Source organism: Streptomyces sindenensis (assembly GCF_014649035.1).
GTDB classification, from domain to species: Bacteria; Actinomycetota; Actinomycetes; order Streptomycetales; family Streptomycetaceae; genus Streptomyces; species Streptomyces sindenensis.
The window spans coordinates 61551-73668 of sequence record NZ_BMSG01000032.1 but is presented as its reverse complement, the minus strand read 5'-3'; the positions used below and the strand labels follow the sequence as shown (position 1 = coordinate 73668).

Below are 12118 nucleotides of genomic sequence, written 5' to 3'. Positions count from 1 at the left end.
GGGGCGGCCGGACCGACGGCCGTGAGCCGGCCGCCGCCCTCGTGACGGCGCGCGAGGCGTCCCCCGCCGGACGGGAACAACTGCCGGGCGCGGGGCGGGCCCTCGGCTGAACGGGGCCGCCTGCCTGCGGGTATAAAGGGCTGCATGACAGCCGAAGTGCCGCAGCCCGTACGCCCCACGACCTTGGAGGACGTGGCGGCCGTGGCCGGTGTGTCACGGGCGACGGTGTCCCGGGTGATCAACGGGGCGACCACGGTGGACCCCGCCCTGCGCACCGTCGTCGAGCAGGCGGTGGCGACCACCGGCTATGTGCCCAACCGGGCCGCGCGTTCACTGGTGACCCGGCGGACCGACTCGGTGGCGCTGGTGGTCTCCGAACGCGAACGGCGGCCGATGTCCGAGCCGTTCGTCGGCCGGATGTTCTCCGACCCGTATTTCGGGCGGGTCGTCAGCGGCCTGCTGGACGTGCTGCGCCCGGCGGGGATCCAGATGGTCGTGATGCTGGCCGACGACGAGGGGTCCCGGACGCAGCTGGTCTCCTATCTCCGGCACGGCCATGTCGACGGGGTCGTGCTGATCACGACGCACGCCGACGACCCGCTGCCCGGGCTCCTCCAGGAGACCCGGATGCCCGCCGTCCTCGCGGGCCGTCCGCACAAGCCGTCACCGCTGGCCTATGTGGAGGTGGACCAGCACGCCGGGGCGCGGCTGGCGGCCGACCACCTCGCCGCCCAGGGGCGGCGCCGCATCGGCACGATCACCGGGCCGCAGGACATGCCCGCCGGGCAGGTCCGGCTGACCGGTTTCCTGGAGGCATGCGCCGCCCATGGCATCGAGGACGTGGCCTGCGCCGAGGGGGACTTCACGCATCTGGGCGGGGCGGCGGCGATGCGCCGGCTGCTGGCGGACCGCCCGGATCTGGACGGGGTGTTCATCGCCTCCGACCTGATGGCGCTCGGGGCCCTGCCCGTGCTGCTACGGGCCGGTCGCGACGTGCCGTCCGACGTCGCGGTGGTCGGCTTCGACGACAGCAGCGCCGCCGCGGCCTGCGATCCGCCCCTCACCACGGTCCGGCAGCCGGTGGAGGAGATGGCGGCGGAGATGGCCCGGCTGCTGCTGAAGCAGATCGGTGAGCCGGGCGGTCCCTCGCCCTCGGTGCTCTTCCCGCCGGCGCTGGTACGGCGGCAGTCGGCCTGAACGCGGCAGGCCTCCCGAAGGTCCGGGTCCAGGCCCTGGACCCGGGCCCGGACCTGACCCTGGCCCTGGCCCTGGCCCTGCGGGCGTGAGGCGTCGGTCAGGCCGTCGTTTCCGGCCCGTCCGGCACCGGAGCCTCCGTCGGCACGGGGGGCTTCGCCGGCACCGGGGTGTCCGCCGGGAAGGGCTCGTCCGCCGGGCCGGCCCCGGCGAACCCCTCCGCGCGCACCGGGACCTGGGGCCCCGACGACTCCCGGAGCCATCGGGTGAGTACCCGGTGGACCGCCTCCGCGCCCACCAGGCCACCGCCCGACGGCGGGGGCGCGCCCTCCGCGGTCTCGGCGGCCACGATGTCGAGCGGGTCCGTGAGGCCGCGCGGCCAGAGCAGGAACGGCCGGGACTGTTCGCCGCCGAGGCCGCCGTGCGAGCCGATCTGCTCCTCGAAGGCGTGGACGGTGCCGGTGGCGGGGTCGTACATGGAGTTGACCATGATGTCGGCGACGTGCGGGAAGGTGTCCGTGCGGCGTACGGCGTCGGCCGCCCCGGTGCCGAAGCCGGCGAGCGGGCCCTCGCCGTCCGTCAGTTCGGCGACGGGGACCTCCTCGCCGCCGGGCCCGAGCACGACGGAGCCGTCTTCCCCGCCGACGAGGAGGAAGCCGATCCCCGGGTGGTTGGCGAGCGTGGAGAGCAGGGCCGGGTGGCGGCGCTCGATCTGCTCGCGGGTGGCGCGGCCCTCGATGTCGGGGAAGGAGATCAGCCCGAGGTTGCCGGAGGCCAGCACGATCGGGTCGGAGAGCTTGGCCGGGTGCTCGTCCTGTTGCCCCTCGACGGGGCGGTGCAGGGCGATCCGTACCGCGTCGCGAGCCTCGGAGGCGCTGCGGGTGCGCTGGGCGCGGCGGGGCACCGGCAGCCCGCAGCCCGCCCGGACGAGGTCCTTGAGCGTGAGCCCGTACCTCCCCGCGAAGGTCTCGCCGAGGCTCTGGCCGTGGTCGGAGAGGAGCACGATCCGGTAGGCGCGCGGGGTGTGGTCGGCGATCTTGGCGATCAGGGCGAGGGAGCGGTCGAGGCGGAGGAGGACCTTCTCGGCGTCGCGGCTGTGGGGCCCCGAGTGGTGGGCGACCTCGTCGTAGGCGACGAGGTCGGCGTAGACGGCGGTGCGTCCGGCGAACATGTCGCCGAGAACGGCGGCGACGACCACGTCGCGCTCCACGACGGTGGCGAAGGCGCGGATGAAGGGGTAGAGCCCGCCGCGCTTGATCCGCGGGGTGGCCTTGCGGGCGCGGGCCCGGGTCGACTGGCCGATCTCCCGGAACACCTCGGCGACGAAGGAGAGGGCGGTCCGGGTGGCGTTGGCGGGGTCGGAGAAGTAGGCGAAGTACCCGGCGCGGGAGCGGCGGCCCTTGCCGCGCCGGGCGGCCATGGAGAGCACCAGGGCGAGCTGTCCGGCGCCGCCGCTGAAGAGGTTGCCCCGGCTCGCCCCGTCGACGGTGAGGAGGCCCCCGTCGTGGGTGCGCCGGATGGCCCGCCGTTGCATTTCGAGGGCGCTCGCGGGGCGGCTGGAGACCATGACGGCGCGGGTCTCCTTCTCGTACCAGCGGAACGCGGGCACGTCGTGGTTGCTGCCGTGCAGGATGGCGAGCTGGCTGGCGCCGGTCTGGCTGGACCAGTCGGTACGCCACGGGGTGAGCCGGTGTCCGGAGGAGTCGGCGAGCCACCCGGCGACGGTCGGCATCAACCCGTCGGCCGCCGCCTTGACCAGCACGTCGTGGCCGACGCCGTCGAGCTGGAGGAAGACCGTGCCGGGCGGTCCGTCGCGGCCGGGTTCGGCCGGGCCCGGGGATCTGCCGCGTCTGCGGCGCCGGTCGGCGAGCCGGGACAGCCGTCTGCGGTAGGCCTCGTCGTCGCGGACGGCGAGGGCGGTGGAGGTGGCGGAGGCGACGGCGGACATCACGGCGGCGACGACGACCGCGGTCTCCGGCGCGGCGTCGCCCCGGCCGTCCGGGATCAGGCGCAGCGCTATCAGCAGCAGCGAACCGTTGAGGAAGAAGACCAGGGCGCCGAGGACCAGGGCGGGCACGATGAGCAGGGACCGGACGAGGACGGGCCACACCAGGGCGGAGAGCAGGCCGAACGCGCCCGCGCCCCAGGCCGCGGTGAACGCCGTCTTGGTGATCGTGTCGCCGTCGTCGGACTGGAGCTGGAAGTCGGGCAGGGCGCCGGCCAGGACGAGCATGGTGAGGGTGGACACCGCCCAGACCGCGGTCACCCGCATCAGGGCCCTGCCCGCCGTACGCCACTTCCCGTCACCCACGCCGGTCCACCTCACGCCCTCCGCCCCCGGGCCCGGTATGTCCGGGGCCGCCCTTCAGCTTTTCACAGCGTCGCGCCCGGTCAGGGCTTGGACGGGAACCCCGTGGGGGTCGGCGCGACGGCACCGGGGGCGCATAGGCTCGTACCGGCGGCGCACCCGGTCACGGGGCGCGCGGATCGGACCAGGATCGGCCCGGGCACCGTCCCGGGGGCCGGACGGGGACCGTCCGGGAATCGAGCGAGGAGGGCGGACGTGCCGGTGGAGGTCACCTGGTGGGGTCATGCCACCTGCACGATCGAGGACTCGGGGGTGCGGGTGCTGACCGACCCCCTGTTCGTACGGCGCTTCGCGCATCTGCGCCGCCGCCGGGGCGAGGTGCCGCCGCCGGAGGCCGCGGTCGCCGAGGTGGTGCTGATCTCCCATCTGCACTCCGACCATCTGCATCTGCCGTCGCTGGCCCGGCTGGCTCACGGCAGCCGGCTGATCGTGCCGAGCGGCGCGGTGGCGGCGGTGCCGGGGCTGCGGATGCTGCGGCGGCGGCAGCAGCTGCACGTCACCGAGGTGCGGCCGGGTGACACGGTGCGGATCGGCGAGGTGCGGGTGCGGGCGGTCCCCGCGCTGCACGACGGGCGGCGGCTGCCGGTCGGGCCGCACCGGTCGCCCGCGCTCGGCTACGTCGTCGAGGGCGAGGCGCGAACGTACTTCGCCGGGGACACCGGGCTCTTCGACGCGATGGCCGACGCGGTGGGGCCGGTGGACGTGGCGCTGCTGCCGGTCGGCGGCTGGGGGCCCTATCTGGGGCACAGTCATCTGGACCCGGCCCGGGCCGCCGAGGCGCTGACCCGGCTCGCACCCCGGTCGGCGGTGCCGGTGCACTACGGGACGTACTGGCCGATCGGCATGGACGCGGTGCGCCCGCACGAGTTCCACGCGCCGGGCGATGAGTTCGTCCGGCACGCGGCGAAGCGGGCGCCGGAGGTGGCCGTGCATCTGCTGGGGCACGGCGAGCGGGTCAGGCCGGAGGCCGGCCGGTGATCCAGGAGATCCAGCAGGTGGTGCGAGAGCTGCCCACCGAGTCGACCCAGCAGGCGGTCGGCTATCCGACGCTGTTCGCCCTGGTGGCTCTGGGGTCCTTGGTGCCCGTGGTGCCGACGGGGGCGCTGGTCAGTTCGGCGGCGGTGGTGGCCTTCCACCAGACGTCACCGCTCGCCCTGCTCTTCGTGTTCCTGGTGGCGTCGGCCGCCGCGTTCCTCGGGGACATCTGTCTGTACTGGCTGGGGCAGCGCGGGGTGCGCTCGAAGAACGGGTCGAAGTGGCTGGAGGCGATAACCCGCCGGGCCGCACCGGAGCGGCTGGCCCAGGCGCAGGAGAAGCTGGCGGAGCACGGCGGAACGGTGCTGGTGCTGTCCCGGCTGGTCCCGGCCGGGCGGATTCCGGTGATGCTGGCGTGTCTGCTGGGCCGGATGCCGCTGCGGCAGTTCGCCCGGGGCGATGTTCCGGCGTGTCTGGCCTGGGCGGCGACGTACCAGCTGATCGGGATCCTGGGCGGTTCGCTGTTCCCGGAGCCGTGGCAGGGGGTGGTCGCGGCGGTCGCCCTGACGCTGCTGATCAGCGGGGCGCCGGCGGTGTGGCGCAGGCTGCGGGAGCGGTTCGGCCCCGCGCCTTCGTAGCCGTACTCAGTGGCCGTGGGCCGTACTCAGTAGCCGTGCGCCGTACTCAGTAGCCGTATGGCGTGCTCCGTAGCCGTATGGCGTACTCAGCGCAGTTCGGCGAAGACCGCCGCGAAGCCGTCCAGGGCGCGTGCCACGTGCGCGAGCTCCAGGGGCTTGGCCGCGGCGAGGGACTCCGTCCGCTGCTGCGGTGTGGCCCCCAGCAGCGGACCGGTGCCCAGGCGTACGCGCAGGGCGCCCAGCTCGTCCCCGAACCGGTGGCCGCCCGGGGCCGGCGCGCCGAGCCGGTCGGTGAGGTACTCCTCCAGCTCCATGGAGTCCGTGACGCCCAGGTCCGCCAGCCGGGAGCGGAGCGGGCCGAGGTCGGCGTAGAGGTGACAGCCCGCCTGCGGGGGACGGGCCAGCGCCCCGGAGCCGAGGACCGCGCGGTGGGCGGCCGCGGCGACCTCGGTGTGGAGCGCCGCGGCCCGCCGGATCCGGTCGCGTACGGAGTCGGGCTCGCCCAGGGCGTGGGCGGCGGCGTGGCCGACCGGACCGGCGACGAGGGCGCCGAGTGCGGTGAGGATGTCCAGGGTGCGGGCGTGCCGGACGGCCGCGCGGGCGGTGTCGGGGAAGCGGGCGACGGCGACCGGCCAGGCGGCCGGCAGGAGCGCTCCGGACAGGTCGGTGATCACCGTGACGTCGTCCGGGCACATCTCGGCCGGGCTGAGCAGGACGGTGTCGCGCGGGTGGTGCACGGTGTCGCGCCAGGTCTCGTCGCTGATGATGTGCAGCCCCTCGTCGACGGCGGCCTCGCAGGCCTCGCGGACCAGCTCGGGCAGGGCGACGGTGGCGGTGGGGTCGTCCACGACGGACAGGAGCAGCAGTTTCGGCCGGCCGCCCTCCGCCCGGACCCGGCGGACGGTCTCCAGCAGGGCGTACGGGTCGGGGATGCCGCCGCATTCGGCCGGGGTGGGCACGTGGTAGGCGGGGTGGCCGAGCAGGCGGGCCTGCGGCATCCAGGCGGCGGGGCAGGGGCGCGGCATGAGGACGTCCCCGCCGTGTGCGCCGATGAGGGCGAGCAGGAGCGGCTGGGCCCCGGGGGCGGCGGCGGTCCCGCCCGCCGTGCCGTGCAGCCCGCGCCGGTCCCAGTAGCCGCGGGCCGCCTCCCGCAGGGCCGGACCGCCGCCGGGCGGTTCGGGGCGGGTCCGGGCGGAGGCGGCGGCGAGGACGGCGGCCAGCTCGGGAAGGACGGGCAGCCCGGGGTCGGGGGCGGGCGGGCCGTACCGGACGGGGCCGTGATCCTCGTGCGGACGGGCGGCCGGGTGACCGGGCCGACGGGCCTGGTCACCCTGGGCGCGGGCATCGTGAGCGCCCGGCCGGCCGGCCCGCTCCCCCGCCGGGCCGGTGTCCTCGGTTCCCCGCATCCGGGCCTCCTCCGCCGCTCGGCGCTCCGCGTCTGCGAGCCCTCGACTCCCGTCCCGCCGGACTCACCCCGTGCCCGGGGGTCCCGGCGGACAGCCTCTGGCTTCTTTATACGGAGGTTCCGGGCGGCCCGCCCGCCCAATACGACCCGCCCGCCCCGTCGCGCGCCCGTGCCGGGGCCCGTCACCACTCAGCCGTTCCGCCGTTCGACGGCGGCTCGTGGCAGGAGTCTCAGCGCGCCTGCTGGTTCAGCGTGGCCCGGAGGGGTATCCGCTGACCCATGTCCACACCGAGAACCTCATCCACCGCCTCCAGCGCCCCCGCCGTCGCCCGGCTGCGCGGCTGGTTGCAGGGGCGCGACCTGGCCGCCTTCCGGAGCGTCGCGGACCGGCACTGGCCGGGCGCCGATCCGCTGCTGCCGAGGCTGAGCCGGAGCGCCAACCACGGGCTGCTCTGGTTCGGGGCGGCGGCCGGGATCGCGGCCCTCGGGAGCAGCGCGCGTTCGCGGCGGGCCGCGCTGCGCGGGGTGGCGTCCCTCGCGGTGGCGTCGGCGGCGATCAACACGGTCGGCAAGGGTGCGGTGCGCCGCGAGCGGCCGATAGCGGACCTGGTGCCGGTGGTGCGGCAGCTCAAGCGGCAGCCGGTCACCACCTCCTTCCCCTCGGGCCACGCCGCGTCGGCGGCCGCCTTCGCCACCGGGGTGGCCCTGGAGTCCAAGGGCTGGGGCGCGGTCGTGGCCCCGGTCGCGGCGGCGGTGGCGGCCTCCCGCGTCTACACCGGGGTCCACTACCCGAGCGATGTGCTCGCGGGTGCGGTGCTCGGCATCGGAGCCGCGTTCGCCCTGCGCGGGGTGGTGCCGACCCGGGGCCAGCTGCCCGCTCCCGGCCGCCCGCCCGGCGAGGCCCCGGCGCTGCCCGCCGGCCAGGACCTCGTCGTGGTGGTGAACCGGGAATCCGGGACGGCGACCGCGACCGCGTCGCTGGTGCGCGAGGCGCTGCCGATGGCGACGGTCATGGAGGTCGCACCCGCCGATCTGCCGGCGGCCTTCGACAAGGCGGCCGGCCAGGGCCGGGCGCTGGGCGTCTGCGGGGGCGACGGCACGGTGAACCTGGCGGCCTCCGTGGCCGCGACGCACGGGATGCCCCTGGCGGTCTTCCCCGGCGGCACTCTCAACCACTTCGCCTACGACCTGGGCGTCGAGACCGTCCACGACACCGCCACCGCCCTCACGGCGGGCGACGCGATCCGGGTGGACCTGGGCCGTTTCCGGCCGGGGCCCAAGGGCGCGGACGGAGCCGACGGCTATTTCCTCAACGCCTTCTCCCTCGGCGTGTATCCGGACCTGGTGCGTACCCGGGAACACTGGTCACCGCGCATCGGCGGCTGGCCGGCGGGGGTGCTCGCGGCGTTCCACGTGCTGCGCGGGCAACGCCCCCTGGAGGCCGAATTCCAGGGCCGCAGGCGGCCGTTGTGGCTGGTCTTCGTCGGCAACGGGCTCTTCCGGCGCGTCGGCCCCAACCCGGGCCGCCGCCACAACCTGGCGGACGGGCTGCTGGACGTCCGGGTCGTCCACGGCGGCCGGGGACCCGCGCTGCGCCTGCTGGCGGCGGCGGTGGCGGGACCGCTGACCCGCTCCCCCGCCCATGCGGCGGTGCGGCGGCGCCGGGTGCGGATCGGCGGGCTCGCGCCGGGGACTCCGTACGCGTACGACGGCGAAGTGGCCCACTCCGGAACGGAGCTGACGATCGACAAGCTGCCGGAAGCACTGACGGTCTACTGCCCGATGCCGGCCTGACACATCAGGGCGGCACGTCCGCATGGCAAGACGCCCATCTCATCATCCGACATGGCGGCGTACGGTGGCTCCATCACCGCGCCCATCGGCGCGGGGGCTTTTCGGGAGAGGGAGGGCGTCACGCCATGCCGAAGGACACAGCCAGCGACACCGCCGTGTACACGCACGGCCACCACGAGTCGGTCCTGCGCTCGCACCGCTGGCGGACCGCCGCCAATTCGGCCGCCTACCTCCTCGGCGAACTCCGCCCCGGTATGGCCGTGCTGGACGTCGGCTGCGGCCCCGGGACCATCACCGCCGATCTGGCCGCGCTGGTCGCCCCCGGCCGGGTCACCGCGGTGGACGCCGCCACCGACATCCTGGGCCAGGCCGCCGCGGTGGCGGACGAACGCGGCCTGGAGAACGTCGAATTCGCCGTGGCCGATGTGCACACCCTGGAGTTCCCCGACGACTCCTTCGACGTGGTCCACGCCCACCAGGTGCTCCAGCACGTCGGCGACCCGGTCCAGGCGCTGCGCGAGATGCGGCGGGTCTGCCGGCCCGGCGGCGTGGTCGCGGCCCGGGACAGCGACTACGCGGCGATGACCTGGTATCCGCAGACGCCCGGCCTCGACACATGGCTCGACGTGTACGGGCGGGTGGCGCGCGGCAACGGCGGCGAGCCCGACGCCGGACGCCGCCTCCTCTCCTGGGCGCGGCGGGCCGGGTTCACCGACATCACCCCGACCGCGGCCGCCTGGTGTTTCGCCACCCCGGAGAGCCGCACCTGGTGGAGCGGCCTGTGGGCGGATCGTACGACGGACTCGGCCTACGCCGAGCTGGCGGTGGCGGGCGGTCACGCGAGCGCCGAGCAGCTCACGGATATCGCCGGGGCGTGGCGCTCGTGGGGCGCGGAGGGCGACGGCTGGTTCATGGTCCCGCACGGTGAGGTGCTGTGCCGGGCGTGAGGTGAAGCGGGGCTCCCGGCCCGCCCGGAATCGATCACACCGGTCGCGGCCGCCAACTACCCTCGTACCCATGGAGATCCTGGGAACCACGCTGCGTATCTGCGTCGACGACCTGGAGGCCGCGGTGGCCTTCTACGAGGGGCTGACGGGCACGTCGGCCCTGCGCTTCGAGCGCGGTGGGGTGTCGGTGGCCGCGATCGGCTGCTTCCTGTTGATGAACGGGCCGGAGTCGGAACTGGAGGTGCTGCGCAAGGTGGGGGCGACCATCGCCGTCAAGGATGTCGACGAGGCCAACGAGGCGCTGACCCGGGCGGGCGCGCGCGTGATCGCGGGACCGGTGCCGACCCCGGCGGGCCGCAACCTGATCGCCCTGCACCCGGACGGCTCGATCTTCGAGTACGTGGACCGCAACGTCACCGCCTGAACCGACCGACCGTCCGACCGGCCGCCCGGGGGCGTTGTTCACCCCTCCGGGTTCACTCCTCTGGGTTCACCCCTCCGGGTTCACCTCTCCGGTGGGCTCGTGCCGAGGACCTAGGGCCTCGGCGTACGGGCCGTCGGCGGCGGGCATGACGCTCGGGTCCAGGACGCCGGCGTCCAGGTGACCGGTCGTGAGCCCGCCGTCACTTTGCCCGGCGGCGGAAGACGTAGCCGCCGCAGCCGAGCCCGATCAGGAACATGGCGGCCAGGGCGAACCACAGCGGCATCGTCACCTCGGGGATCAGCATCCGGATGGTGACGTCGCTGGTGTTCACGCAGATGAACACGATGACGAGCACGACCACCACGCCCACCACGATGCGTCCGGGTGTGAGCCACCCCTGGGCGCGCCCGCTGTCGCTCGATACGTCCTTGGGGCTCATGGGTCCGGCCCTTTCGCTCGTTCCTCGCCCGTCCGGCCCGCCGTGTGCACGCGGCCGCCCCCCGGGGTCCCAGCATGAGCGGATGCCGGGGGCGGGGGGCGGCGGTGTTACGCCGTTCGGGTGAGCAGAAGGGGCCGGGGGTCAGCCCGCGGGGACCACCGGGAGTTCCAGTACGCCGGTGTCCTCGGGGGCGTGGAGGACGGTGACGGGCTTGATGCCCCGGTTGCCGAAGTACGCGGTGTCGCTGGCGGCGATCACGAACTCCAGGCGGTGCCCCTTTTCGTACCGGTGGACGATGCCGGGCAGCTCGACCGTGAAGGGCCGGGAGACGTCGGGGACCCGGACCGGGGAGACGAGGCGGTTGACCAGCTTCCGGCCGCCGTCGGGGGCGACGTCGTAGACCTTGGCGAACAGGACGAGTTTGTCGGAGGCGTCGCCGCTGTTCTGGACCCGCTCCGCCTTCGGCGAGACGACCTTGAGGGTGGCCTTCGGCGCGCCGACGACGTCGAGGGGCGCGGTGAGGGGTTCGCTGCGCCAGCCGAGGTAGGTGCCCTTCGTGTCGTACGGCTTCGGGTCGGGCAGACCGATCAGCGGGGCGATGGAGCTCTCGGAGTGACTGGTGGGGACGAGCCAGTTGGTGTACTGGCGGCTGCCGCGCGCGACCTTGGAGCGGTTGTCGACGAGCTTGCCGTCGCCGGAGAGGTAGAGGGACTGCGACAGGGCGGGGACGTCGGCTGCCGTGCCGTAGCCGCTCTGCCAGTCACGGTAGTAGGAGAAGGCGGGCCCGGTGTCGGCGCCGGTGTTCTGGTGGAGGTAGCGGTCGAACCAGGCCAGCACCCGTTGCCCGACGTGGCTGGTCTCCAGATTGCCCTGACTCAGGTCGAGTTCGCCGGGTACCTGGCCACCGCTGTGCCCCCAGGACTGCCAGATCATCTTGGTCTCGGTGCCCTGCGCCTTGAGCGTCCGGTAGGTGGCGGTGGCCTCGTTGAGGTTGAAGAGGCTGTCGGCCTGCCCCTGGACGATGAGGGTGGGGGCCTTGACCCGGTCGAGGTAGGAGACGGGCGAGACGCTGCGCGCGTACGCGAGCATCTCCTTCGTCCTGTCCGCCGGGTAACGGCCGGAGTTGAGCAGCCGGATGGTCTCGCAGGCGCGGGTGGCGAAGTGCAGGCAGTCCAGCCGGTTGATCCGGGAGGGGTCCAGGCTCGGGTTGAGGAGTGGCTGCCCCTCGCCGATCAGGTAGAAGCCGTTGGCCCACTGCCACTTGAAGACGCCCGGGGTGTCGGAGGTGACGCCGGTGCGCGCGCCGGTGTTGTTGGGGGCGAGCGCGTAGGCCAGGTCGTTCCAGGTGATCAGCGGGACAATCGCGTCGACGCGGGGGTCGACGGCCGCGGTCGCCAATTGGATCGCGCCGCCGTAGGAACCGCCGATCATGCCGACGCGGGGGTCGCCGTCGGCGTCCCGGGTGACGAAGTCGGCCGACGTCCCGTCGTCGGCGGCGCGAACGCCCCCGAGAAAGTCGAGGAGTCCGCTCGCGGCCCGCCCGTCGACGGCGGGGTCGTCGAGGGTGATCAGGCAGCCGGACTCGCCGAAGCCGAGGCCCGAGTAGACGAGCCCGACATAGCCGCGTTCGGCGAAGGCCTTGCCGATGGCGTCGGTGGAGCCGTCGGACTTGCTGCCGCCGAAACCGTTGGTGGCGAGCACGGCGGGGGCCGGGTGGTCGGCGTCGACCCCGGCGGGCCGGTAGAGATCGGCGTCCACCGTGCAGGTGCGGTCGCCCGCCTCGATGGTGAACGTCAGCGGGGTGACGGTGTACGGGGCGGCGTCGGCCCGCGCCGGGCCGGCGAGGACGAGGGGAGCGACGAGGGCCGCCCCGGCGACCGCGACGAGCGGGCCGCGCACTCTGGAAACAGCACCTGACACGAAGACCTCCACAC

General features: G+C 74.5%; 10 protein-coding genes. 6 read left to right on the top strand and 4 right to left on the bottom strand.

Features of this window, described 5'->3' with window-relative positions; translation table 11 throughout:
• The first annotated feature begins 144 nt into the window (after nucleotides 1-144).
• The gene (locus tag IE145_RS27305; protein WP_189528108.1) at nucleotides 145-1197 is read left to right on the top strand and encodes a LacI family DNA-binding transcriptional regulator; all 1053 of its coding nucleotides are present in this window, start codon (nucleotides 145-147) and stop codon (nucleotides 1195-1197) included.
• A 97-nt stretch (nucleotides 1198-1294) separates the two neighbouring features.
• On the opposite strand, the gene IE145_RS27300 is transcribed toward IE145_RS27305, so the two are convergent.
• Nucleotides 1295-3505, bottom strand: coding sequence for a phage holin family protein (locus IE145_RS27300; protein ID WP_189528107.1), 2211 nt, complete (start codon nucleotides 3503-3505; stop codon nucleotides 1295-1297).
• Between the two features lie 252 nt (nucleotides 3506-3757).
• Between IE145_RS27300 and IE145_RS27295 the strand changes: the two genes are divergently transcribed.
• Together IE145_RS27295 and IE145_RS27290 are read left to right on the top strand one after the other, a co-directional pair.
• Complete coding sequence (locus tag IE145_RS27295; protein ID WP_229825851.1) at nucleotides 3758-4540, top strand: MBL fold metallo-hydrolase; 783 nt, start codon at nucleotides 3758-3760, stop codon at nucleotides 4538-4540.
• The gene (locus IE145_RS27290) at nucleotides 4537-5175 is read left to right on the top strand and encodes a DedA family protein (protein ID WP_189528106.1); all 639 of its coding nucleotides are present in this window, start codon (nucleotides 4537-4539) and stop codon (nucleotides 5173-5175) included. The genes IE145_RS27295 and IE145_RS27290 overlap by 4 nt, the downstream gene beginning before the upstream one ends.
• A gap of 86 nt (nucleotides 5176-5261) precedes the next feature.
• Here the strand turns inward: IE145_RS27290 and IE145_RS27285 are convergent, their stop codons facing one another.
• Nucleotides 5262-6581, bottom strand: a complete 1320-nt coding sequence (locus tag IE145_RS27285) for an aminotransferase class I/II-fold pyridoxal phosphate-dependent enzyme (RefSeq protein WP_229825850.1) — start codon at nucleotides 6579-6581, stop codon at nucleotides 5262-5264.
• Between the two features lie 278 nt (nucleotides 6582-6859).
• Here IE145_RS27285 and IE145_RS27280 point away from each other — a divergent pair, with 278 nt between their 5' ends.
• The 3 genes from IE145_RS27280 (at nucleotide 6860) to IE145_RS27270 (ending at nucleotide 9745) form a co-directional block, all read left to right on the top strand.
• Nucleotides 6860-8374, top strand: a complete 1515-nt coding sequence (locus IE145_RS27280; RefSeq protein ID WP_189528105.1) for a bifunctional phosphatase PAP2/diacylglycerol kinase family protein — start codon at nucleotides 6860-6862, stop codon at nucleotides 8372-8374.
• Nucleotides 8375-8499: 125 nt separating this feature from the next.
• Nucleotides 8500-9321, top strand: coding sequence for a methyltransferase domain-containing protein (locus IE145_RS27275; RefSeq protein ID WP_189528104.1), 822 nt, complete (start codon nucleotides 8500-8502; stop codon nucleotides 9319-9321).
• 70 nt (nucleotides 9322-9391) lie between these two features.
• Nucleotides 9392-9745, top strand: a complete 354-nt coding sequence (locus IE145_RS27270) for a VOC family protein (RefSeq protein WP_189528103.1) — start codon at nucleotides 9392-9394, stop codon at nucleotides 9743-9745.
• Between the two features lie 199 nt (nucleotides 9746-9944).
• On the opposite strand, the gene IE145_RS27265 is transcribed toward IE145_RS27270, so the two are convergent.
• Together IE145_RS27265 and IE145_RS27260 are read right to left on the bottom strand one after the other, a co-directional pair.
• Nucleotides 9945-10184: a LapA family protein gene (locus IE145_RS27265; RefSeq protein ID WP_189528102.1), complete on the bottom strand. Its 240-nt coding sequence runs from the start codon at nucleotides 10182-10184 to the stop codon at nucleotides 9945-9947.
• Nucleotides 10185-10325: 141 nt separating this feature from the next.
• Nucleotides 10326-12083 (bottom strand): CocE/NonD family hydrolase, encoded by a 1758-nt coding sequence (locus IE145_RS27260; protein ID WP_189528130.1) that lies wholly within the window; start codon nucleotides 12081-12083, stop codon nucleotides 10326-10328.
• Nucleotides 12084-12118: the final 35 nt, after the last annotated feature.

Bases quoted from the DNA above. Each gene is read 5' to 3' on its own strand.
- IE145_RS27270 (WP_189528103.1), top strand. From the start codon at position 9,392: ATGGAGATCCTGGGAACCACGCTGCGTATCTGCGTCGACGACCTGGAG.
- IE145_RS27275 (WP_189528104.1), top strand. From the start codon at position 8,500: ATGCCGAAGGACACAGCCAGCGACACCGCCGTGTACACGCACGGCCAC.
- IE145_RS27285 (WP_229825850.1), bottom strand. From the start codon at position 6,581: ATGCGGGGAACCGAGGACACCGGCCCGGCGGGGGAGCGGGCCGGCCGG.
- IE145_RS27265 (WP_189528102.1), bottom strand. From the start codon at position 10,184: ATGAGCCCCAAGGACGTATCGAGCGACAGCGGGCGCGCCCAGGGGTGG.
- IE145_RS27280 (WP_189528105.1), top strand. From the start codon at position 6,860: ATGTCCACACCGAGAACCTCATCCACCGCCTCCAGCGCCCCCGCCGTC.
- IE145_RS27305 (WP_189528108.1), top strand. From the start codon at position 145: ATGACAGCCGAAGTGCCGCAGCCCGTACGCCCCACGACCTTGGAGGAC.